At 41.6% G+C, this 25,294-nt stretch carries 17 protein-coding genes; 2 read left to right on the top strand and 15 right to left on the bottom strand.

Annotated features, from left to right (window positions below):
* Positions 1-6: 6 nt before the first annotated feature.
* The 10 genes from A7968_RS03995 to A7968_RS03950 form a co-directional block, all read right to left on the bottom strand.
* On the bottom strand, positions 7-1,461 hold the full coding sequence (locus tag A7968_RS03995) for a lipid-binding SYLF domain-containing protein (RefSeq protein WP_064665261.1): 1,455 nt from the start codon (positions 1,459-1,461) through the stop codon (positions 7-9).
* Positions 1,462-1,519: 58 nt separating this feature from the next.
* Positions 1,520-2,305, bottom strand: coding sequence for a hypothetical protein (locus A7968_RS03990; RefSeq protein ID WP_064665260.1), 786 nt, complete (start codon positions 2,303-2,305; stop codon positions 1,520-1,522).
* A 136-nt stretch (positions 2,306-2,441) separates the two neighbouring features.
* The gene (locus tag A7968_RS03985; RefSeq protein ID WP_064665259.1) at positions 2,442-3,239 is read right to left on the bottom strand and encodes a sterol desaturase family protein; all 798 of its coding nucleotides are present in this window, start codon (positions 3,237-3,239) and stop codon (positions 2,442-2,444) included.
* 3 nt (positions 3,240-3,242) lie between these two features.
* Positions 3,243-3,875, bottom strand: coding sequence for a CDP-alcohol phosphatidyltransferase family protein (locus tag A7968_RS03980; protein WP_064665258.1), 633 nt, complete (start codon positions 3,873-3,875; stop codon positions 3,243-3,245).
* Positions 3,868-4,515, bottom strand: coding sequence for an ATP-binding cassette domain-containing protein (locus tag A7968_RS03975; protein WP_064665257.1), 648 nt, complete (start codon positions 4,513-4,515; stop codon positions 3,868-3,870). Before A7968_RS03975 ends, A7968_RS03980 begins: the two co-directional genes overlap by 8 nt.
* Entirely contained in the window at positions 4,515-6,182 is a 1,668-nt protein-coding gene (locus A7968_RS03970; RefSeq protein WP_227008972.1) for an ABC transporter permease, read from the bottom strand. Before A7968_RS03970 ends, A7968_RS03975 begins: the two co-directional genes overlap by 1 nt.
* Before the next feature lie 47 nt (positions 6,183-6,229).
* Complete coding sequence (locus tag A7968_RS03965; RefSeq protein WP_227008983.1) at positions 6,230-7,432, bottom strand: ABC transporter substrate-binding protein; 1,203 nt, start codon at positions 7,430-7,432, stop codon at positions 6,230-6,232.
* Between the two features lie 16 nt (positions 7,433-7,448).
* On the bottom strand, positions 7,449-8,246 hold the full coding sequence (locus A7968_RS03960) for a DUF547 domain-containing protein (RefSeq protein WP_064665254.1): 798 nt from the start codon (positions 8,244-8,246) through the stop codon (positions 7,449-7,451).
* A 1-nt stretch (position 8,247) separates the two neighbouring features.
* Positions 8,248-10,401, bottom strand: coding sequence for a dihydrolipoyl dehydrogenase family protein (locus A7968_RS03955; RefSeq protein ID WP_064665253.1), 2,154 nt, complete (start codon positions 10,399-10,401; stop codon positions 8,248-8,250).
* An 11-nt stretch (positions 10,402-10,412) separates the two neighbouring features.
* Positions 10,413-12,773, bottom strand: coding sequence for a TonB-dependent receptor (locus tag A7968_RS03950; protein ID WP_064665252.1), 2,361 nt, complete (start codon positions 12,771-12,773; stop codon positions 10,413-10,415).
* A gap of 211 nt (positions 12,774-12,984) precedes the next feature.
* On the opposite strand from A7968_RS03950, the gene A7968_RS03945 reads away from it, so the two are divergent.
* On the top strand, positions 12,985-13,401 hold the full coding sequence (locus A7968_RS03945; protein WP_064665251.1) for a hypothetical protein: 417 nt from the start codon (positions 12,985-12,987) through the stop codon (positions 13,399-13,401).
* Positions 13,402-13,463: 62 nt separating this feature from the next.
* On the opposite strand, the gene A7968_RS03940 is transcribed toward A7968_RS03945, so the two are convergent.
* The 4 genes from A7968_RS03940 to A7968_RS03925 form a co-directional block, all read right to left on the bottom strand.
* On the bottom strand, positions 13,464-15,788 hold the full coding sequence (locus tag A7968_RS03940; protein WP_064665250.1) for a TonB-dependent receptor domain-containing protein: 2,325 nt from the start codon (positions 15,786-15,788) through the stop codon (positions 13,464-13,466).
* 300 nt (positions 15,789-16,088) lie between these two features.
* Positions 16,089-16,514: a hemerythrin domain-containing protein gene (locus A7968_RS03935; RefSeq protein ID WP_064665249.1), complete on the bottom strand. Its 426-nt coding sequence runs from the start codon at positions 16,512-16,514 to the stop codon at positions 16,089-16,091.
* Positions 16,515-16,699: 185 nt separating this feature from the next.
* Positions 16,700-18,748: a S9 family peptidase gene (locus A7968_RS03930; protein WP_064665248.1), complete on the bottom strand. Its 2,049-nt coding sequence runs from the start codon at positions 18,746-18,748 to the stop codon at positions 16,700-16,702.
* A gap of 105 nt (positions 18,749-18,853) precedes the next feature.
* On the bottom strand, positions 18,854-21,478 hold the full coding sequence (locus A7968_RS03925) for a TonB-dependent receptor (RefSeq protein WP_064665247.1): 2,625 nt from the start codon (positions 21,476-21,478) through the stop codon (positions 18,854-18,856).
* Between the two features lie 156 nt (positions 21,479-21,634).
* Here A7968_RS03925 and A7968_RS03920 point away from each other — a divergent pair, with 156 nt between their 5' ends.
* Positions 21,635-23,788, top strand: coding sequence for a winged helix-turn-helix domain-containing protein (locus A7968_RS03920; protein ID WP_064665246.1), 2,154 nt, complete (start codon positions 21,635-21,637; stop codon positions 23,786-23,788).
* Here the strand turns inward: A7968_RS03920 and A7968_RS03915 are convergent.
* Positions 23,769-25,178: a TonB family protein gene (locus A7968_RS03915; RefSeq protein ID WP_227008973.1), complete on the bottom strand. Its 1,410-nt coding sequence runs from the start codon at positions 25,176-25,178 to the stop codon at positions 23,769-23,771. The genes A7968_RS03920 and A7968_RS03915 overlap by 20 nt on opposite strands.
* Positions 25,179-25,294 lie beyond the last annotated feature (116 nt).

Here is a 25,294-nt window from a genome sequence, read left to right as displayed (position 1 = left end):
TCCTTTTTAATAACGAATGGTTAACCCTGCAATGAACGCATCGCGATCGCCGATAAAACCATTGTATTCTATATTAAGTGATAAGCTACTACTGATATCCCAATTAAAGCCAGTCAATAAATTCCAACGGTCAACATTAGCTTGCTTTACTTGATAGTCTAGACTAAATCCAGCTTCGCTCGTTAAACTGCCCGTAACCGTATTGCGGCTATCTAAATAATTACCACCTAAAAAGAGCGACAAGCGTCCTAATCGGGGTAAATGAATTATATGTCCGCCTCTAGGGGTGATAGTAACAGAGCGACCATCAAGGTGATTACGATTTGATTGGCTCCAAGTCATATTCATTGGCAATGTTACAAACCAATCTTGCCAAGCGCCTGCAATTATGGTCCCTATACCATAAGTGGTGGGGTTAACGTTTGCGCGAATAGGTAGCGTAAAGCGTTTATTTTCGAGTAACCGGCAGCTCAGCGGTTTTATAAAATTTTGGCAATCTTCGCCTAGTTGGGCAAGCATAGTGTCGCCATCAATGAGTACATCAGCATGTAAGTCGCCTTCAACTTTACCTAAGGTAGCGAATACATTCATAAAGGGTAATACCCACATATCTGCTTTTAATTGCAGTGTGGTTAGTGATGTAATTGGTGTGTCAAAGCTTACAAAATCATAGGGGTGAGTGCCATTGCCATTAAAGCCAACCTGTAATTGTGTTAATGACATCTGTTGCTCAACGCTAACGTAAGTAAAGCCAACCCCATAAGGTTTCGGCAATTGGTAGCCTTTGGCAATGACTCGTTCTGCTAGAAAGGGCAATGCATAGGGCCACTCTGTGGTTTGTGGTTGAGCTGTTTTTGTGGGCATATTGCTGAGCGAAAATTCAGGGTCATTGAGCGATTTATTTGGGGTAATAACTAATGCATCAACGGCTAAAGAGATAATAGCGCCTTCTTTATTGAGTGAATAAAGGTTTATTTTCTGCGCGTAATTTACAGCCGTGGTAGGGGTACTTTGTGTACTTTTGGTAACGTTACTCAATTTAATGCTGAAATGACCCGCTTTAACTTTATGCATTACCTCAGGATCTTGAAAAGTAATTAAATATTGATTATGACTAGCCCCTAAGCCAACCCCTAAGTTAATGCTGTTTAAATCGAGAACGGTTTGCTCAGCTTTACTGTTATTAGTTAATAAACATAAACCGTTTTGGCCACCTAAGGCGATTAACATCATTTGATTTGTTTCGCACACCATGTAACCCACCGCATTTTCTAAGTCATTATTTATACTGGGTTGCTTGCGCGCGAACATAGTTAAAAGTTGCTGGTTTTTAGCAGCTATTTTTTGCTGTGTGTCTAATCGTTGCTGTTTAGAAAGGCTGGTACAGCCACTGGTAAAAATTAATAGTAAAATAATTAATGACAGGCTAACTGAGTGCAAAAAAGCAAAAATACGTTGCATGGTTACTCTTTACGTTTACGCCTAGCGCACAGACTAGGCGATGGATTAGCTGATGAGATTAAAGCTGGTAATTGAATTCTATTCGCTGGTCGCCATCAAAAAAATCGACATTTTCATTCCAGTTAGCAAAGTAACGTAGGTTCATTCGTGGGTTAATTTGATAACTAAGCGCAAATTCGTGAGTTAAAATATGGCTTTGATCTACACCATAGTAGTTATCTTTATAGTTATCGGAGCCTGCAATAGTCGATAACCAAAATGGGTTGTAGTTAATCCAAATTTTATCTGTAACGGCAAATTTTGAGTACATACCAATAAGGCCATAAACCCCCATGGTTGAATAACCACTGTCGATTGAACCATCATCTTCTAAGGCATTTTCACCCACAGATACCCCCACACCAGCAAGTGGGTAAAAGGTGAATTTTCCTTGGGGAGGAAGGGCTTTAATAAAGCTATATGAGACATCCAAGGTCTCTTCTGCAGCGAGGTTGCCTCGCAAATTATAGTTGGCATCAATTTGTGTGGCGGTGCCGTTGCTTAAATCTGTAGTAAAATTACGAAAGCGAAATGAATCGATGGAATCTGTGGTTTTGTCATCTCCTCGCCAGCCGAATACATCGCCATAAATCCCCTTCACTTCAATGATATTCATCCCAGCAGTGGTGGGGTTACCTGTGTCATAGGTTTGACCAATTTTTAAATTAATCCCTTTATCGGTAACGCCAAAACCTGCTTGAGTATATACGGCAAGTGGGTCAGACATATCTTGCACATCTTTTTCTTGTGCTTGGGCTATATTTGCAACTGGCAAAAAGGCAAGTATAGGGAGGAGTTTACGCATATTACGATCCTTATTAAATTAAAAATAAATCCTATTACGATAGTCAGTATAGAGTAAATCATTGCTATGGCAAATTGCAGCTTGCCTACTGTAGTTGGCTTAATGGCAACTACTAAAGTGTGCACTGTGATATTAACTAAATCTGTTTCTTTATAAAGGGTATTTTTAATAGTGTCCATAGTCGACTGTTCTCATTTACCCTCCGGAATTCTTTTAAACCTATATTGAGGTTATCATCAGTTAGCGTGGCTGCCTTTTTGTAGCTTTTAAAAACCTTATCCCACCAAACAACACTAAAGCCGTAATTACTATTGGTTTCATCGGGGCGCTGGCTATGATGAATGCGATGCAATTGCTGGGTAATTATTAGTAAACGCAATAGGTGTTCGAGCCTTTTTGGCAGGCGAATATTGGCATGATTAAATAACGCAAAACCATTCAGTACTATTTCAAAAACAAGTACGGCCAGCGCGGGTACACCCAAAATGGTTATTACAGTGAGCTTAATTAAAATACTGAGTACGATTTCAATAGGATGAAAGCGAAGTCCAGTACTTGTATCGACATGAGGATCTGCGTGGTGAACTTTATGTAAACGCCAAAGTAACGGTACTTGATGAAATAAGCGATGTTGCCAATAAATCAGCATGTCGAGCAGTAAAAAACTAAGGATAATGACCAGCCACATTGGCAGTGCCAATAAGTTAAATAAGCCAATCCCTTGCTCGGTATTATAAATAGCTAATGCGGTAAGCCCTATTGGTACAATTAAGCGCGCTGCCACTGATGAAATAAGTACTAAAGAAAAGTTAGCAAACCATCGAGTTGATGCTTTAACTGGTGATTTACGCGCGGGTTTTTGCCACTCAAGTAACATCATGATTATTAAAATGCTAAAAAAGCAGCCAAGGCGCCAATATACTTCATTCGTCATTTATTATTCGCCTAAGCTGAGTTCTTGCTGTTTTAGGGTGATATAACCACCATAAATGCGAGTGACAATGGTTATTGCGCAAGCAAAAGCAAAAATGCTTGCAAGTAATGCAAATTGCGCAGGCCAAATACACAGAGCAATAAATAGTGCTATGGTTTCAGTGCCTTCAGTTAGGCCATTTAAGTAATAAAAGCTCTTATTTTTAAATTGTGGCTTTTCGAGGTTAAATTTCTCTGCAGCAATAGCGAAGGCCAAAAAGCTCGAACCGGTGCCAATAAAGCTGGCTAACAAAATAGCGCCAGCAATGGCGTTTTGTTCAGGGTTCGCCAAAATAAAGCCAAGTGGAATAGCTGCGTAAAATAAAAAATCGAGAGTAATATCTAAAAAGCCACCCGCACTTGAGCTTTTATTTGTATGGCGAGCCAACGCGCCATCTAGGCCATCAAAAATGCGATTTATTACAATTGCAGTCAGTGCAAAATACCACAGCTCTAATGCTAGTAAAGGAACTGCCAATAGGCCAATTACAAAACCGCTAACTGTGAGTTGATCGGGAGTGATATTTTTTCTATCAAGTAGCCTGACGACAGGTGTTAGCAGTGGTTTTATTATAGGCGTAATATACTTATCAAGCATGCTCACTTTCCTTGGTTATGTTTATTACTTTGCCAGCAGCTGCGCTTGCGTCACTGTAATCGTGCGTTACCAAAATGGCAGGAACTTTTAGTGCGCGTATTTGGCTAAACACCAGCTCGCGTATTTCACTACGTAACTGACTGTCGAGCTTACTAAAAGGCTCGTCTAATAATATTGCTTTGGGCTGGCTTAATAATACCCTTAGTAATGCAACACGTGCTTGCTGACCGCCCGATAGGCTGCTAACAGAGCGTTGCTCTATACCACTTAATCCAACTTGTGAAAGCGCCTCGGTTATTTTTTTCAGCCTTTGTTGTTTATCGCCTTTAGGCATTGCAAAGGCGATATTACCTGCAACATCAAGATGTGAAAATAATAACGAGTCTTGGTAAAGTAAGCCTAAATGACGTAGGTGACTTGGCTGGTGGCTAATATCTTGCTGGTTAAAATAAAGCGCACCTTGCGCACTAAAACCTTTAGGTAACATACCGCTCAGCCAATTTAATAGTGTTGACTTTCCACTACCTGATGGCCCCATAATAGTTAGTATTTCGCCGCCTTTAATGGTTTCATCAAGGGTAAGTAAATGCTCAGAGCCTCGATATAGGTTTAGTGCTTTGATGGTCAGTGATGCAGCCATTATAAATCCTTGTGACGAAAAATAAATTTGGGCAAAAGCCACGCAAGCAAAAAGCCTAGGCCAGGTAAAATCATCTGCGTTAATGCATAAACACTGCTAACTCTGCGACTCGCCCCATTTGCGAGGGCGACAGCTTCAGTGGTTATAGTATTGATACGCCCGCCACCGGGTAAAATGGTTGGTAAGTATTGGCTAAAACTAATCGCTAAACCAAGTGCTAAGGCAACTAAAATCGCAGGCAACAATTGGGGGAGCTTTATTTGCAAAAAAACTTTCAGGGGCGCCGCGCCAAGGCTTGCACCTACTTGTGCAAAACGTTTATCGAGTAAGCGGTAACTACTTGCTAATGATAAAAATACATAAGGTAACACAAATAATAAGTGACTAAATATTACATTGAAGTAAGCGTGTCGGCTGCTTAATTGTTCTTGCAGCCATACTAAACCAAATAAAAACGCGATACTGGGGATGAGCATGGGTAAATAGATGAGTAAACTCACTAAGCTTGAGAGCTCATACCCGCGCTGCTGTTCTGCCTCGAGAGTGAGAAGGGTTAAAAATAGCGCTATGCTGGTGGCCGCAAAACCAATCAGTAAAGTATTGATAATTGGGGTTTGCATTTGGCTAAATGCGCTTTGCCAATGCATGAATAGCAATTTTTCTGGCAACGCAGCCGGAAATCGCCAAAATCCTGCGACAGACCATAAAATAAGCCCTGCTAGCGCCATGACTATTACGCTCATTAATAATGTGGTAAGCAGATGGGTTAGCCATTTTATTAACTGGCCTGCGTATTCTCGCTGTCCATTAGTTAAACTATTCTTTGCAAAAAACTTAACTAACCATTCAAGTACTAGCCAACAAGTTAGTGTAAAGAGTGTCACTATCAATTGCAGTAATGCGCCTGCGCTAGCCTGAATTCTGAGGGTTAAATCAACGTCATTAAACCAATGTAAAATTGCCACAGCCAAGGTGGGAGGCGTATTTGGGCCGAGAATTAATGGGATTTCTACACTTGCACTGGCATAAGCAAGCACAGCAAGTACAGGTAAACGTAAATATGGGTAAAGTGCGGGTAACACGACTTTAAAAAAAGCGGTGATAGGGCAGTAACCTAAACTGAGTGCGACTTTATGTTGCGCGTGAAGCGTTTTACCTAGCTCTTTTTGTGATAGTGCGCCTAATGCTATCAATAATAAAAATGGCAGCTCCTTTAGGGTGAGCCCTAAAATAATACTCAGCCCAAACGGATCGTGTGGTAATAACCAATCAACAGGGGCTTGCCAATCAGTTAACCAAGGCGACAGCATGCGAGAGAAAAGACCGGAAGGCGTAATTAAAAATGCAATTGCTATGGCCGCGGCTGCATGGGGGATCACGAGTATTGGCCCTAATAAACGTTGGATACGACCAAGCCAAGGGCTGTTAAAGTAACTGGCCATAATTAATATCGTCATAACAAAAGCTAATAAGGTGCTTAAAAGCGCGCTTGAGAAGCTAAGCATAAGCATATTAGTCAGCCCTGCAGTTGCAAATAAGGCACTAAATCCTTTTATGCTAAGGGCATTTTCACCAAGGGCAGGTAGCCAGCCAAAGGCGGGTAAAATGACATTAGCTAAACCACCTAATACAGGAAGTACTAACAAAGCAATCAGTAACGTGGGCATGATACTGACAAAGGTCGTAAAATATGATCTGGTCGCATTAAGCATAGTTATTGTGCACCATAGCGCTTAAGCCACTCATGAGTGAGTAGGTTACTCCAGCTTGGGTGCGGCTCACTAAGAGCTGGGCTGTTGCTATTAATGGGCAGTGCGCTTAAATGCGGCTTTGCGGGTTTAAATTTTTCCTGTTGTTTTGGTGTTAATGCTGATAAATCAAGGACTGTGCGGTCACCCCATACCATTGCTTGCTGCTTTTTAGCTTGTGCTTTAACGCTAAGCATAAAGTTTGCCACTAGTTTTGCACTGGCTTGATGAGCTGCATTATAAGGGATGGCAATAAAGTGGATGTTACTCAAACTCCCATCCGCCATGGCGTAGCTACGAATACTGCGTGGTAAGTCAAAGCGTTCTACTGCACCAGCAACCTCAGGCGCTGAAAAAGTAAATGCAAGGCTTAGTTCGGTATCGCCCATTAAACGTCTAAGTGTAATACCGCTTGAAACAAAATAGCGACCACTGCGCCATAAATACGGGTGTAATTTATCTAAAAATTGCCATAATTCAGGAAGCAGTAATGCTTGGCTTTGTGGTGTCGCTGGTTGATAAAGGAGGTGTTGCGCTGGGCGGTTATTATTGAGTACCAGTAGCGCATACTTTAAAAAGCTAACACCTAAAAAGTCAGGAGGTTTTGGATAGCTAAATCGTCCTGGGTTTTGTTTACTCCAGCTTAGCAATTCAGTAAGTGTTTTTGGCGGTACTGGTGTTGCTACGCTATCGTAATAAAAAGTCAGTGCAGCTTGCCCCCATGGTGCTTCCATACCTTGGGTAGGTAGGCTGAAGTCTCTGCTCATGGCGGGGTTTTTATCTGGATTTGTCAGCGCAAAGTTAGGCAGTTCAAAAGCCCAGTCTGGCGCTAATAGTTTATTTTTTGCCATGGCAGCAAAGTTAGCGCCGTTGATCCAAATTAAGTCAACTTGACCATTATTGTGGTTAGCGGCGGATTTTTCAGCGAGTACACGGTTTACTGCTTCACTGGTATCGTTAAGCTTTACATGCACTAAGTCAATGTTGTAAGCGGCTTTTACTTCACTTGCTAACCATTGTATATAGGCATTTATTTGCGCATCACCACCCCATGCGTGAAAATACACAGGCTGGTTTTGGCCTTGCTGTTGTATTGTTTCAAAGTGCGTAGGCTGGCCGTAACTTGTGAGTGCGGTTACTAAAGCGCTTAATAATAATGTTAAGCGCATATAACGTAAAACCAACCTAGTTTTTGGCATTGAGCGCCCAGTTGTAGTCTAAAAATTCTATATCCATATCGTTGTTTTTAATTGCTTGTTGTTGGTTTTGGTTTAAGTTTAGCGCATCTGCATAAATTACTATAAATTCATTGAGAGAGTTAGCCCCTTTAAAACCTTGCTCAAAATCACTTTTATACCATTTAAAAATTGATGATAAATAAAGCGTGTCATCCGTAATATAGTTACGGCTTGTATCGGTTAAAAAGCGTTTAGTTTGTGCGGTTAACTGTTGCTCAAGCTTGTCGGCTGTGTAGGCTTCTTCTAGTAGCGCGGGGCAACCAATACTGGCGCAATTTACTGCAAAATGAATACGCGGGTCGTTATACCGGCCAGTGCCACGAATAAGTGTATGTTCGATATTATCTAAGCTACGGGTTTCGCCTAATAATGAAACAAACTTTTTGCTCCAAGGAGAGCTAAAAAAACGCCCTAATTCTTTAATTGAGTCAATATTTGGGTATTGAGTTAGAATCAATTCGACCGTCCATGCGTTATAGGCGTTAATTAAAAAAGCTAACTGTTTATGCTTGGGCCAAGCATCAAACTCAGTTTGACTAACTGTTGAAAGCGCCTCAAGGTAGTTTTTTAAGGTGTTACGCTGCGCCTTAAAGGCTTGGTAATCAACCTCAGTGCCACTACCCTGATTGATTGGATATACATGTTTGCTAAGAAGCTGCTGCCAAGGTGAATGCAGTGATTCGGCGTGAGAAGTTGGGCTTAAAAAAAACCCTACTAAGGTAATAAAAATCGCACTAAACTTCATACTAACCTCGACGCCAAGTATGGTACTTTTCAAGCAAATTTAATACTTGCTCAGGAGCATGTGCTCGTTTCCACTCGCCAGCGGCATATTTGTTGCCTTCAGCCCATGTTGGGTAACTATGAATAGTGCCAAGTATTTTATTCAGTCCTAAGCCGTGTTTCATCGCAAGTACAAACTCAGCGATTAGATCACCAGCGTGCTCAGAGATCACAGTCACACCGAGTATTTTGTCTTTACCCTTAGGCGTAATAACTTTAATAAAACCTTGCGTGGCGCTGTCGGTAATGGCGCGGTCAAGCTCTTTAAATTCAAAGCGAGTAATTTCATAATCAAGTTCTTGTTCGATTGCATCTTGCTCATTAATACCTACGCGAGCAACTTCAGGATCAATAAAGGTTGTCCAGGGGATCACTCGATAATCCACTTTAAACTTCTTCAAATTACCAAATAAACCATTTACTGCGGCATACCAGCCTTGATGGGCTGCAACATGCGTAAATTGATACGGGCCAACAATATCACCGGCCGCAAAAATATTTGGGTAGAGGGTTTCTAGGTATTCATTAGTTACAATTGTGCGATTGGTTTCAATACCTAACTCTTCTAGGCCATAACCGGTTAAGCGCGCACTACGACCAACGGCACATAATAGTTCGTCGTATTCAATTTCAAGCTCTTTTGCTTGATGTTTAACAACAATATACTTTTTATTATCGCGTGTTTCACAGCGAAGAGCTTGGTGGTTGGTGAGTACGTTGACACCACTGGCTTTAAGTGTTTCGGTTGCAAAAAGTGAAACCTCTTCATCTTCTTTGATCATGATACGCTCGCTCATTTCTATTTGCGTTACGTTTGATCCGAGTCGAGCAAAGCTTTGCGCAAGTTCAGAGCCTATAGGCCCGCCACCTAGCACCACCAGTTTTTTAGGTGCTTCATCAAGCTCGGCAAACTTGCTCCATAACGTATCGCTGGTGACATAACCTGTTTCTTCAATACCGGGTAGTGGCGGAACAAATGGACGTGCTCCTGTTGCGATAACAATGGTTTTGGCAGTAAGAGTTTGGCTGCCACCATCATTAAGTTTAATTTCAACTGTCCACGGGTCAATAATTTTCGCGTAGCCTTTGAGCACTTCTACCCCTAAATCAGTGTAACGTTCAACACTGTCGTGTGGGGCGATATCAGCAATCACTTGCTGTACTCGTGCCATAACTTTCTTAAACGAAAACTGCGGCGTACTACTCTCTAAACCATATTTATCAGCGTGTTTAATTTGCTCGGCTATCTTGGCACTTTTAATAATCGCCTTACTGGGTACACAGCCATAGTTTAGGCAATCACCGCCCATTTCTCCTGCTTCGATTAAGGCTACCTTGGCTTTTACTGCTGCAGCAATATAACTCGTTACTAAGCCGCCAGCACCGCCACCTATGACTATCAAGTTACGGTCAAATTGTTTTGGTTTAGTATAATTTTTATAAACGCGACGTTTTTTAATGGTCTTAAGTATTGCTTTAGCAATAAGTGGGAATACCCCAAGTAGTACAAATGATAAAATTAAATTAAACGATAAAATGCCCGATAAGCTATCAATTTGCGCCAGTTGAGTGCCTGCATTTACAAATACGAAGGTACCAGCCAACATACCAATTTGGCTTACCCAGTAAAAAGTCCATGATTTAATTGCGGTGACACCCATTAATAAGTTGATTAAAAAGAATGGAAATACCGGTACTAAACGTAAAGTAAATAAGTAAAAACCGCCTTCTTTTTCAACGCCAGTATCAATTGCTGCTAAACGCTCAGGAAAACGCTTTTTAACCGCATCACGTAATAAATAACGGGACACTAAAAAGGCGAGTGTGGCGCCAATGGTTGACGCAAAAGAAGCCACGAGTAAACCTTCGACTAGGCCAAATAGTGCTCCTGCTGCCAGAGTTAAAATAGCGGCTCCTGGCAGAGATAATGCAGTTACTACGACATAGAGTAAAAAGAACCCACCAATAACGAGCAACGGCGATTGCGCTTTGTATTGGTTAAATTGATCCATTGAGCCTTTTAACCCATCAAGGGTTAATAGCTGATGTAAATCAAAATAGAAAAACAGCCCAATAGCGAGCAGTGCAGTAATTAATAATATAATTTTTTTAAACATCATTTTCGCTCTTAAAAGCTGTGTTGAAAGGTTAGCTTGGCATTGATTGGTAGCTCAGGGAATACTAAGGTCGAGCCAAAGTAACCGCCTTCAAATACTGGACGCCAGTTATCTTGGTTAGTAACATTGCTCACATCTAAACGTAATTTTGTTTGCTGTGAAAATTCATAACTGGTATTGAAGTTTAACGTATACTGATCGCGAATATTGACAGTGGCCAAGTAATCAAGCGGGTAGCTTTTAGTATAAATACCCCCTAAGCCAACTTGCCAATGTTGAGTAATAAACCAACCACCATTAAGGCTGACCGATTGCTCAGGTATACCTTGAACGCGACGAGTTGACGCTGCAAACGAGGCAAAATTAGGCGCGCCGACACTTGTGCCATTAATTATGTCAGGACGTGAATTATCAAATGCATCAGCTACTTGGTTGGAGTCTTGGCTACTAGCTGAGTTATCGTAGCGGGCATCGATGTAACTATAGCCGGCACTTAACCAAAATGGTTGTGCATCATAAAAGGCCTGAGCCTCAAAACCTTGAGTGCGGATACCTGTATTACTGCCATCGCGATTTCGTAAACTACGGCGTTGACTAAATAGCGCACCATCGATATACCATGGGGTGTCATCTGGGCTGTATTTTAGACCAACTTCAGTAAGGGTATTATCCGTGGCAAAATTTTGTGCACTGATTTTATTGTCACTACCAAGTGTGGTGCCGCCAGCCATGCTGTTTGAAGTGGCTTGATTATAACTTGCGGCTAAATAACTAGTTAGTGTATGAGTGAGCTTATAGTTGATACTTGCTTGGCCTGAATGCAAGGCCTCATAAATACTATCATGGGCTGCTACTTGTCCTTGCGGTGCTAGTGGGTCTTGGGCTGTTACGTCATAGTAATCAAGACGATAACCAATGCTGGTACGTAATTTATTAGTCCACTCACTGTCGTGTTGCAGGGCAATACCGGTTTGCCAGCTGGTGGAATCGGTGGTGTCTGAAAGTGAAAAATCACCGTTACCATTGTTATCTATATCGTATTGACCACCAGGCGATACGTAAACGCCGGGACGTAATTCAACTAAACGCGCTTGTTGTTCAGCAGTGAGCGGGATCCGACGGTTTTCAAGTGGGCCTGTTAAATCAATCGGTAAGTCGGCCTCTGTGGTAAATTGGCTGTAACCTTTTACTTTGTTATAGCGAACATCAAATGCAAATAGCGTGCTTTGATTATCATTCCATTGGTAATTTAGCTCGGTGCGATTTTGTGCTGTATCTGCACCATCAATGATTTCAACAAAGCTGTTTTGGGCAATTTCATCACGTTGTAAATGCTGAAAATAACTTATGTTTTTTAGCGTTGTATGGGCTGATAGTTCGCGCTTGTAGATGCTGTGAAGTAAGTAAGTGGTGGCTTTATTTTGATTATTGGGATCCGTGAGTACGGTACTACGTGGGATCACCACTTGCCCTGTTGGTGATACAATAGCACCAGCGCCAGCAATGCTGCTGCCATTAGGTTGTACACCCTGACCAGTAATATAAAGTCCGTCATCAATCAGTGCTTGAGTAGGGCGGTTAATGCCTGCGTTATCAGTAAATTCAACTTGGTAAAATTCAAAGTTAATGTCCCAGCTACTTTTATTATCGGGTAAAAAGCGCAGCGCAGCAAACAAACTATCACTTTTATGGCCTGCATAATCATAGAAGCTACCGTTATCAACGTGTTCAGCACTGACTCTAAAGCCGCTTTTGCCTTCAACAATAGGAACGCTGTAATCCACTTGTGCTCGGTATTGATCCCAACGTCCGGCAGAAAGTACTACTTTGCCTTGTGCCGTTTGCGTATTTGCAGTTTTAGAGTGCAAGTTGACAAAACCGCCATTACGTTGACTACTGCCAAATAAAACAGGAGGTGCGCCTTTGACGACATCTATTTGCTCTACCGCATTAAACGACAGCGGTACACCAAAACCATTGTTACCAGCTTGGCGACGAGTTCCATCTTGGTATAGCTCACCCAATTGCCCACGCAGCGTAGGTAAACTTGGCGCACCAAAGCCACTGGCTGAATAGCTATTAGGGCTGACCGCTAATACATCTTGTAAAGTCGTAATATTAAGTTGTTCAATCATATTACTGGTGATTGGTGTGACTGCACGAGCAATATCTGTAAGTGCTAAATTATCACCAAAGGGGCCATCAACGGATGTATTTTTTGGCGAAAAGCCTTGTTCATTTATAACCTGACTTGAAACTTCAATCACTTCTATCGCTGAGTTGGCTGATAGCTGATTGTTTTCTTGGGTCGCAAGGGCATGTGGCATTTGCAAAGTAATGGCGATGGATAAAGCTAAATAAGTGTATTTCAAATGTGTTTACCGCAGTTAAATATCAGTGACGGAAATAGAGACCTCAGTTTTTAGAAATATATTTCAGTGTTCTTATTACTTTTTAAAACAGTAGCGATTTAAATAGCATAGCTGAATATTGGAAAAATGAGTTCGCGTGTAATAAAAACTGGCTTATGCGGTCTTGTTAAACTCACTAATTGAAATGACAACACTTGTTTAAGGAAATGAAATGTCTCAAACTTTATCATCTGATCTAAGAAACCGCATACAGTGGTCACTTTTCTCATTACGCTTAGGTGTCTTTGTCGTAATGCTAATGTGGACTTTGGATAAATTTGTCAACCCAGCGCATAGTGCGCGTATATTTGAGCACTTTTATGGCATTAGCGGTGCAAACGATACGGTGGCTTATATATTAGGTGCTTTACAGCTAATTTTGGTTTTAGCTTTTATGGCCGGTATTAAAAAGCGTATAACTTATGGTGTGATATTTTTGATGCATGGCGCGTCAACACTTTCATCCTATGCACAGTATTTTGATGGTTTTAATAACTTATTATTCTTTGCAGCATGGCCAATGTGGGCAGCCTGTTTTACGTTATACATATTACGTGTAGAAGACACGAAATTTACTTTTAAATCATAAAGTAACTCGGAAATAAAAAAAGCCCAGCGATGCTGGGCTTGTAAATTGATTATCAATCTAAATTAAAAACTATAGCTCATAGATACCCAAAAGCTACGCGCTTTTTGTGTGGTATTGTAATCAGAAGTACATTCATATTCTTCTTGTGATGTTGCTAACAAGCATGTACGGCTTGATAAATCGTCATCCAATAGATTATTAATACGCGCATTCAGTGCGAGGCTTTCATTAATTTTATAGCTCGCAGCTAAATGATATAAATCATAGGCTTTGTAATATAGCTTCTGCGTTTCAGGGCCTTGTGGACCAGATACATTTGCCGTACCACGGTAACGATCGCTACGAATTTCAGAAATAAGTGAAATACTCAAATCATCTAATGGCTGCCATGCAAGGGTTAGGTTATACATGTTTTTTGGTGTATTAACGAGCGGTAAGCCTTCATCGCGGCCACTTTTCACTTCGCTATCAGTGTACGTAAAGTTACCGCGCAGTGCTAAGCTGTCGATAATTTGCCAGTTAGCAGCGACTTCAACACCGCGAGTTGCTGACTTATCAACGTTAGCAGCTTGTGTGAATGTAGTACTGCCAATACCGGCCCACCCTGCGCCAATTTCAACGCAAGGCTCATCACCAACAGCCACTTCACAGTTTGGTAAGTTATCTTGGTTAATGATTTTGTCTTTAAAGTCATTGTAAAACACGGTTACATTACCGCTAAAGTTATCACTACCGTTAAAGTAAGCGGCCATTTCGTAGTTTACACTGGTCTCTGGCTGTAAGTCTGGTGTGCCCACGAAAGGGCGCGTACCTTGGCCACCAAAACCGGTGATCCCTGGGAATAACTGATTTGGCTCTGGGGTTTTATAACCTGTGCTAACGCCACCTTTAAACGTCCATTCATCGGCAGGTGAGTAAGCTAAATAAGCACGCGGACTCACTTGCGAGCCAAAAATATTGTGGTGATCATAACGGGCGCCAAAAGTCGCAGTAAGATCTGAGGTTATTTCCCAATTATCTTCTGCAAAAATAGCGGTTTGGCGGTGAGCTTGAGTGGTCCCTTCACGGAAACCATCCCCGTACATACCAAATACGCCATCTTCCATCTCGGCATCAAAATATTGTGCGCCAACTACAAAGTAGTGGTTATTAATGTTTGACTCAAATTTGGTATCAATAATTAAGTTATCAAGTTTTAGTGTTCGCATTGGACGAGGTAAAAAAGCCTCATCAAGTTGCGTGTAAATTGCATCTGTTAGTTCTGGTTTAGTGCTGCCTTGATCTTGTACTGCTTGGTCCCAAATAGCTTGCACACCTAAACGCTCTTGTACAGTCAGTGGCAATGAGCGGCCAAAGTTTTCACTGCTGCTTTGGGTAATGCTGCTGGTAAGCGTGCCAGCGTCATAGCGGCCAACATGGGCTAGGACAAATTGTTCACGCTCAACACGTTGATATGGTGTATAACCAACGCGAGGTTGGACAATACCACCACTTGCACGCCATAAGCTAATTGGGCTGTCTAAAGTACCGGTTTGACCTTCGGTGTTATCGTAGCGTTGTTTGGCTATATCGTACTCAAAGGTAATTTCGTTTTGCTTATTGATCAGATAGTTTATTGTTGCGCCTGCGTTCCAGTTATGTGCGGCAACAATTTTTTTATCACCAAAGCTGCCGTCATCAACCCACATGCTGCCATCTGGTAATGGTAAATTTTCGCTGTATGTTGGCTCACTTTCTTGGCGGTCATAGAAGCTACCACGAATACCATATGTTAACCCTTCAATGCCGCTTGGACCGGTTAAATATAGGTCGATTTTGTTATCGTTACCGTACTGGTCGTCAGTTTGAATATTGCTGCTTACAGTCACGCTACCATGTGTGGTATCAAGGTTTTTACGAGTGATGATATTAATAACACCACCAATGGCGTCTGCACCATATAGCGTAGACATTGGGCCACGCACAACTTCAATGCGCTCAATGGCTTCAAGTGGTGGCATGTACATAAACTGACTGTTGCCGAAGTTATTTGGGCCAATGTTACCTACATCACTTTGACGACGACCATCAATGAGTACTAACGTATAGTTAGCTGGTAATCCACGCATGGTAATGCTGATATTACCGTTTTTATCTTGCCCCGCACCGACATCAATACCTTCGATATCGCGAAGTGCATCTGCGAGGCTGGTGAAAGGCTTGTTCTGTAAATCTTCGCGAGAAACAACAGAAACACTCGCAGGCGCATCTATTAATTTTTGTTCGTAACCTGATGCGGTAACAACCATAACTTCCATATTTTTAGCAGTGTTATCATCAGCAATAAGTGTTGTTGATGTTAATACTGCACTAATCAATGAGGCCAAATAAAGTGGGCGGGATTTCATTGTACTTCCTTCATGAAAAGAATAAAGATTATAAATCTAATTAGTAACCGAGGTCGGCATGATAACAATTATCAGTTGCATGTTCAATTGTGTAAGTGAAAATATTTACATTTAGTGAATAATATTTACTTTAAAATCAGTAAGGGTAGTCAATGTTAAATGGCCGGTGGCGATGATATGAGTAAAAAGCCCAGTGCTAGGGAGGTGGGCTTTTCACTCAGTTACGAAAATGTTTAATGAACAAAACATATTAGACACTTGGTGTGTTATAGAGTTGGGGGGCAAAATTCCCTCTAAAGTTTAATTCATCGCATTGTTATATTTTTCCGCCAAGCTTTGCTTTTGTGCTTCGGTTAGCGCTTTTCCAGCTAGCTGAAATATCTCATGTTCTTCTTCCGCAAGATGATGATGCACTAAATGATGAAGCTTTTTCGCGGTAACTAACCAGGCGGGTGAACTCATATCTGTTTCTTCAAGTTGTTCAATTAACTCGTCAAGCTCATGATGTTCGGCTATCCCATGACGGGCTTTTTCGTGAGTTAAATCATCAAACATTAAGGGATTATAAAAATAACGCTCTTCAAATTTGGCATGCTCTTCCAGCTCATGTTTTAAATTATCCATAAGCGATTGACGATTCGGTGAATCTCCATGTGTTTCAATAAGTGCATCAACCAGTGAACGTTGTTTATCGTGATCGTGACGTAGTGCTTCAAAAATATTCATGATTTATCCTTGCTTAACCTATTTGCAGTTAACAGAAGCAAGTGGCGAGCCATGTTTTAATCTATTGTTTTATATTGATATTTAAAGATTTGGTAGCAAGAATATATAAAAACAATGTAAAAGTTACAGGTTAAAATGAAAAAGGCCAACACTGTGGTTGGCCTTTCAAGAAGTAATTTTAGATGCTACTTATTCGCGTCTTTTACTGCTTTTAGCTTCGCTGCGTGGTCAATCTCAAATGCTGGCATATCTTTGTTGCCATCAATTAAGTAATTATCCATCCAACGCATTAGGCGTAAGCTGTAATCGTATTGGGCAGCCACTTTTCGGTTACCGTGTCCTTCACCCGGGTAGTATACAAGACGTACATCTTTGCCTTGTACTTTCATATAACGGTATAGTTCCATTGATTGTGCTGGGTGTACACGTGGATCGTCTTTACCGTGCATAATAAGCAGCGGTGTTTTTGATTGACCAGCCCAGTAAATAGGGCTGCGCTCTAGATACCACTGCCATTTATCCCACGGGTAAGAGCGGGCATGTACTAGATTCATTTCATTGGAAATATCAGTCGTACCAAACTTTGAAAGTTGATTAGTTACGCCCACAAACATAACACTTGCGGCAAAGTGTTCAGTCAGCTTTGTTGCGCCCCATGCAGAGGCATAGCCGCCGTATGAACCACCGGTGATGCCAACACGTTTGCCATCTACTAAGCCCATTCCAACAAGGTGATCTTTAAAATCAACTAAATCATCAAACTCTTTACCTGCGTAATCGTTTTGGCCTAGTTTCGAGTAATCTACCCCTTTACCGGTAGAGCCGCGGTAGTTAGGGTAAAACACCGCATAACCGCGTGCTGCACCCATTTGACCTGGGCGAGAATAGTTAGTTACCCAACCATCTTTATCATGACTTTCTGGGCCGCCGTGCACAGACATGATCAATGGATAACGTGTGCCTTCGCTGTAATCGAGTGGGTAAACTAATACGCCATCAATCTCAACACCGTCACGGGCTTTTAAAGAAATAGTCTCTTGTTTAGCAAAACGTTTGTCATTTAACCAAGTGTTTGAATCGGTTAAACGTTGCGCTTTAGAGCCACGAACAATAAATACTTCATTTGGGTGCTTAGCTGTATTACCGCGCAGCGCTATGGTTTTATCAGAGTCAGAAATACTTAGGTTTGAGGCAATAAGCTCACCTTCTTTGATAAGTTTTTTATATTTATTTGAACCAGTTTTAATACTTGCGACAAAGCTTTGTGTGCCTACATTGGCAATAAAGTTTAGTGTATTACGTTTATTAGACCATTCAAAATCAACGATATGCCCCATAAAGTTGGGTAACCAGTCTGTTACTTCACCGGTTTTAGTATCCGCTAGAAATAAGCGGCCAGTCGCCGGATCGTGCTTATCTTCTGCACCTAAAATCGCAATATAACGACCATCATGAGATAACTCAGCGCCATCAAGTTTACCTTCGGTGGCAAATGACATGGTTACTTGGTTGCTGGCAATATCAAATAAATGCCATTGTGATTTAGTGTATTTATCGTCAATCAGTGCTGTAGGCTGAGTTTTAACTAATAATTTGTCGCCTTGTGCTGCCCAGTTAACGTCACTGACATAGTTCGCAACATTTAGAGGTTGCGGGGTTAATGGCTGGTCTGCGTTGGCCAAATCTACAATAAACAGTTGTTTATTCTTTAAACCTAACTCGTAAACTTCAGCCATAAAGCCGAGTTTTTTCAGCTCTTTTTCAGACTTATCAGCCGCTGGCATAGCTAAAATAGCAAGTTGCTTGTTGTTTGGGCTTAATTGATAACTAGAAATTGATGTGTCATTTAGTGATAGCACTTTTTGCGCTTGACCACCATCAACCGGGATTTGGTATAGCGCGCTAAATTTGTCATCTTTCAGCTTTGCTAAAAAATAAATGGTTTTGCTGTCGTTTGACCATTGAATACTCTTGATGCTGACAGAGCCAGTAATGAAAGGCCGCTCAACACCTTCATCATCAACAACATAAAGCTCGCTGTAATTCGTGCCATTTTCATCTACGTATAATTCACGTGGTACAGAGCGGGTAAAGGCCACAGTCTCGCCATCTGGGCTGATACTGGTTTGTAGCACAGATTGAATTTTTGGAATATCTTCAACGGTTAACGATGTGGCAGCAACCGCCAATGAGCTTGAAAGCCCAATGGCCAGTGCTAAGCTAGTTTTTAGCATGATTTTTCCTTCGCTTGTTTTATTCACTTGTTTTAATTATCGAAGGATTATAACAGCACGTACCTAGAATGTTAAAATTTGCGGTCAACACGCAAGCGTGAACGATTAATGGCTGTAACGAACACCAACATAGAAACGTCGACCATTTTGGTAAATGCCCGTAGGTGCATATTCATTTCGCTCATACAGGTAAGTGATTTCATCGGTGAGATTGATTGCTTCTACTACAAAATCAAGCTTGTCAGATAATTTGAAGGTAATGCTGCCGTCAAGTTGACCAAAATCATCCATCATGGTCTCCCCTACACCGGTGGCAAAATGAGTGCGATAGTTATAGGCCAAACGCGAACTTAACCAGTCATTTTCGTAGTAACTGGTTAAATTTATTGTGTGTTTTGAAGTGCCAGGTACGTAATTTTCACGCCCTGAGATGCTATCAGTGCGATCGCCATCAACAAAAGTATAGTTAGTGATCAAACCAAAACCATATATAAGCTCTTGTTGATAGCCAATTTCTACCCCTCTGATTGTGCCGCCGCTGCCATTGATGGGCCTGTCAATGGTCATATCAATGCCTTCGTGTTGCTCAATGGTGCGCTTAAATTCGACAAAGGATTCAACGTCTTTATTAAATAATGCCACAGAGAGCAGCGCGGCATCATCAAAATACCATTCAACGCTTAGATCAAATTGATTGGCACGATAGGGATCTAAGTCTGGGTTGCCGCCTTGGCCTTGCGCCTGCGTGACGTTGTAGTTAGTTGACGGCATTAAATGATTATATTGCGGACGAGACATTACCCGCGCGGCACTGACTCGGGCAATTAAGTCCTCACTTAAATCAAAGCTGATATTGGCACTGGGTAAAATATCTACATAATTTTTGCTGTGTTGCTGCCACACAAAACTTTCTTGTTGTTCAATCGGTGAACCAACACGCTGATAAGCACCGGCGTCTTGTTCAGTATTAACAACGCGTACCCCCAAGTTTGCTCGGTAGTCATTGCCATCAAGCATTAATTTAACATAACCTGCTGTTGTGCGTTCTTGAATATCGAAACGGCTGGCTTTTTCTTCCTGCTGTATAAAGTCGATCGTTTTAAAATCTGTAGATAATGCGTTGATATCGACATAGCTGTAATTTTTGAGAGTGTGTTGATCGCCAATTTCGGATAAAAATCTACTGGGAAAAGCCGCCGGGTAGTCAGCTAAGGTCCAATCAAGTTGCTGGGCTATGCCATCAAATGCGCCGTTAAATGAACGATAACGAATAAAATCACGTTGATGATCGCGGTACTTTGCGCCAACTTTTATAGCGCTGATAATAGAATGATCAATTGCGCGTTCAAAATCACCTTGCAAATAGAACTCTTGATCGTTTGAATCTTGGCTGTCGTTACGTGCTTCTGTAAGTTGCCAAGCCTGTCCATCAAGCGGGGATACATCATAGTTGGCGATTATATTTTTACGTTCTGTGGTATCAACGGTATAGGCGGTATTGGCTGAGAATTGTGAGGTGTGATCTTGTTTTGAGCCGCCACCCCCTTTGGTAAAACCAATTTGATATTGATTTTGCCAAAGGTGTGCTTGCTGGCTAACAATTAAATGCACACTACTGGTATTTATTTCAGATTCTCGCCAAATAGCTTCCATAGCAGTACTAAATGGTAAATTTTGTGCGTTTTGTTCAGGAACTTTTGAGTAGCGGGCAAAGGCGAGGGTGTTATCAATAATCTTCGCATCGCTGATATGACCGCCACGGGCAAACACACTACTAGGCTGCCATAAAAAGTTTTGGTTACTGTTATCAGCGTTAAGCACTGAATACAAAGTATTCAGTTGAATATTCCAATCTAAATTAGGTTGGTATTCAAAATTTGCGGTGGCACTGGTTAACACTCGCTGTTGCTGGAATATTGCTGAGCCACCCCCACCTGGGGTCCAAATATTTTTCAGATCGGCTGTGTCGCTGTCTGTTGCAGATAAACTACCATCGTTGTTTTGTTGAAAGTTTTGTTCATGCCAGCCCCATGACTCAAGCCCATCACGACGTAATGAGCGTTGGTTGCGGGTAAAAGTGACTAATGCACCAATGTCTTTTTCTGGGTTAGTCCAGTTATAAAAAACGGCTAGCTGAGGGTCAAATTCCCCTGATAAATCATTGTATTGTACTTGCGCGTTGGTAACAAACTGATTGCTTTGCGTATGCAAGGGTCGTTGCGTTTTAATATTAACAGAGCCGCCTAACGAGCCTTCGTTATGATCTGCTTGTGGGGTTTTATATACTTCCAAAGAAGACACCAGATCTGCGGGTAACAGGGTGTAATTAAAACCACGATTAGGTTGGGTTGAGATCCACCAATCAGCAGAGGCAATAGCTTGACCATTTAAAAAAGTACGGTTTTGTTCCGGGGTGGTGCCACGAACACCGACACGTTCACCTTCCCCTTGGGCACGGGAAAGTGAAATACCGGTAATGCGTTGCAATGCTTCTGCGACATTTTTATCAGGGAATTTACCGATATCTTGTGCGCTAATTGCTTCTATGATTGACTGGCTATCACGCTTATCGCGGAGTGATTTGATAGCGCTGTCATGAAAGCCCCTAATTTGAATTGTTTCTAATTGATTTTGGTCTGTTTCAGAAGGCGTTTGGGCACTTGAGTAAAGCGTATTAAATACGCTGTAAATGAGCATTATGTTAACAAGTTTTTTTATTTTTATTGTCATACTCAACCCAACTAGAGCAACATGAGAAAAACTAGCAGTGATAACTACCTATAAAATAAGAACACACTCATTGAGTATGCTACTATGTACCGTATTTGCTTATAATACGCTTTCTTGACTAATTTAACCATAGATTAACGTGTGTAAAAACAAACGATGCCAACAGCCGAATTAAAACAGTTACTACTTAACGATGTACTGGTTGACTTTGCTGCTCTTAAAGTCAAAGTGGCAGGGCGTTGGAGTGGCGTTGAAGCTAAACAGTTGGTGCTGTTAAAGTTATTGCTTGAACACCAAGGCAATGCGGTATCACGCGATATAATTATGGATACGCTTTGGCCGGATGTCGTCGTGAGCGATAATTCAGTAAGTCAGCTAGTAACACAACTGCGTAAAAGCCTCCATGACGACAAAAACACTGCAACATTTATTCGTACCGTACCGCGAGTCGGCTATCAGTTAATCGCAAAGGTAAGTGATGCACCGACCTTATTAGACAAAGTGACTCCAGCTAAGCCGCGCACGTCTGCTTTATTTATAGCTCTGGGGTTAATGCTTGGGGCCGTTTTGACACTTGTTAGCCAATATTTACTTGCGCCAAAAATGCCCAGTTTAAATTATGAGTATCAATCACGGATCACCTCAGCACCTGGTGCTGAAGTGTTTTTACGTTACTCGCCAAATGGTCGATATTTAGCATTTAGCCAATCCAATGATCAGCAAAGCCAATTTGATTTAGCGGTGTATGATCAGCAAAGTAAAACTGTGCACAGTATTAAAAACTCGGGTTATTCAGAAGAGGCACCAGTGTGGTCTCCAGACGGTAAATGGCTGGCTTATTTTAGGTATGATCCGCTCAGTTGTGATATTCGCGTTATCCCTGTCTCTAATGCCATTGAAACATGGCGTTTGAGTCCTGAGTTTAAACTCACTCGCTGCCAGCAACGTCACGGGCCTACCAAGTTACACTGGGCTGAGAACAACACAATTTACACCACGCATTGGCAAGATGAACAGCCGCGCTTAGTAAAATATACGCTGGCGTTTTCACCTACACCGACTTTAATAGATCAGCAAATCGTGGGCGATTTTAAACCACTCACGTTTGATATTAATGAGCAGCAAAAAATGCTCATACTTGAAAAAGATCAAGGCTGGTTTAGCGTCAGTGAAGTCGATTTAACGCAATCACTAAAACGCACAGAGATAAAGCGCAGTCGCCACAGTCATGCACCATTATTATTTGACAGTGAACAGAACTATTATTGGCTCGGTGATGACGCGTTGCGCCGCTATGATTACCAAGGCAATGAGCAATTGGTCCATCAGCCATTAGGTTTTGTCGCCGATTTAGCAATTAATCCGCAAACGGGTGATATTGCTCATGCAGAAGGCCAAGCTCGCGTTAATTTGTATCAAATTGAATTAGATTTAAGTGCAGACACCCCCAAAATTCGCAATACCATGCAATTATCTTCTTCGGCACGGATGGACATTTTACCTGCGGTATCGCCAGACGGACAACAAAGCGCGTTTATTTCATTGCAGCGAAGAGGGATCACCGGCTTTACGCATATCGAAGTATGGCTTAAACATAAGCAGCGTAAAACCGCCAACCTAATTGCCACGTTACCCAGCGATATTACCCCAAAGTACCTGCTTTTTTCACCTAATGGTGACAATGTATTATTGGCTGATGAGCAACAAAATGTGTATTTGATCAATACTTTTTCACGCCGTTTAGTGCCCATTATATCGGGTTTCGAGCAGCTTAATGGAGTGCATTGGTCAGCAGATAGCCACAGTATTTATTATCAAGTTAGAAACCAGCAAAGCGACGATGAGCAGTTACAATGGCAAGATTGGCGCTATGATATTCAACTTATGAGCAATACCTTAGTTAAAGATAACGTAGCATTTGAGACGCTAGATGAAGAGCACCCACTTTGGCAACTCAATAGCTCGTATTTAGAGCATGATCTACACGTAAGAACTTATCTCTCAGCCGCGCTGGAGCAACAATTTCCACTGGCGCAGTTATTACCTTCTCTCGAACTGTTCAAACCTGCAGTTTTTAAACAAGGGATTTATTATGTGCTGCGTCAAGGTCATCAATTATTGCTGTATTGTTATTTAACAGAGCAAAAGCGCAATGTGTTTATAAAAGAGCTGGGTGTTTATGGTTATGATATTGATATCAATCTTAATATCAGTAGTTCAGTGGATGGGAGTCAAGTGGTATTTAGTCAGGTCGATGGTATCGAAACTGATATTTTATTACACAAAGCGATTAAGGCAGCGTCGCCATAAATTGTTTAATGTTGCTTTGATCCCAATTCCGACTATTAGCCTCTTGTAAAGCGTTATTGGCTAGTTTTTTTGCCGCTTGTGGTTTGTTATTTGCCGCTTGGATCTTTGCTTTAAGTAATAATAATTGTGGGTGTTCACTATCATCTGCTAATGCAGAATCTAAGGCTTGCGTAACTTGCTGAGGTGGTTTTTTTAATTCAAAAAGTAGTAAGGCAAGTTCACGCTTAGCGCTGAATAAGCCTTGTGCAGCGGCCGCTTTTAGCCAAGTTAAGGCCTTATTGGGGGCATAATCGACATATTGGCTATTTAAAAGCTCTCGTCCCAAGCGGTATTGCGCATTGACAAAACCACTTTGGGCTGCGAGTAAAATCCAGTTTAAGCCTTTTTCTCGATCAACTTTACCATATTCGCCACGCAACATATTAGCACCAATACGATACTGCGAATTGGCGTAGCCGTTGACGGCTGAGCGCAGTAATAATTCGCTATTGGCATTGGCTTGTTGCCAATGGTATTTCAATAAGCGGGTGGCATTGTATTCATCCGAACTTAGCCAATTGGCAATATAATACTGTACTAATGCATTACCTTGCTCTGCGGCATCGATTAACTCAGAAATTTTCTCATTGTACTCACGTTGCTGACTTTTAAAGCTTTGTTCGTATTGTTTCCCTTTATAAGTGGTGAAGTGATACAACAAAGAACGATTGTAGTAAGGTAATGTTTGGCTATCACCTTGATATTGCCAGCGTTTCACAGCATTGATAATAGCTTGATCAAAGGTTTTTTCTGGGTATGAGTCTATCAGGGAAATATCGGTGACAGCGCCGCTTTTATCAATATCAAATTCAAGCCACACCCATCCTTCAATGCCATTTTGATAGGCATGCTCAGGGTATTTGGGTTCAACGGTATAGCTGCGCTGTGGACTCGAATGTGGGGCAGGGCTGGCGGTTAACTCAGGGCGCAATTGTTGATCATACCACTGAAAACTAAGCTGCTTTAATAGTGCATTATAGGCATCATCAAGGGGCTGCTTATTATCACTTTGGCTGGCGATTAGCATTGCCGTATCACGGGCATCAAGTAATCCAAAATCGGCGGCTAAACTGAACCAAGCATAGGCTTGTGCTTTGTTTTTCTCAACACCTTGACCATGTAAATACATAACCGCAATGTTATAAATTGCGTCTGCATTACCTAAATACGCTAATTGCTGAAACTCCCTTTGCGCTTCGCTGAAGTTTCCTTGATGGTAGTCTAGGGTTGCACTGAGTAAATCAGCTCTAGTTAAAGGCGCAAACAGTAGACATAGCGATACTAGTAAGAGTTTGTAGCGACAAAATCTTGTTGTATGCTTACTGTGATTAATAATTGTGTGTGCTGACACGTATTATGCTTCGCCGATGTTGTTCGAGTAACGTTTTTACCTATTGATTGTACTTGTTTTGTTTATTATTACTAGCGCCTTAACGCGACTTATTTATAGCACTAATATCACAAATG

Origin of the sequence: Pseudoalteromonas prydzensis, from assembly GCF_001661495.1 — a bacterium.
GTDB classification, from domain to species: Bacteria; Pseudomonadota; Gammaproteobacteria; order Enterobacterales; family Alteromonadaceae; genus Pseudoalteromonas; species Pseudoalteromonas prydzensis.
Note: the sequence above shows the minus strand (reverse complement) of the source record. Positions and strands in the feature narration are given on the sequence as shown.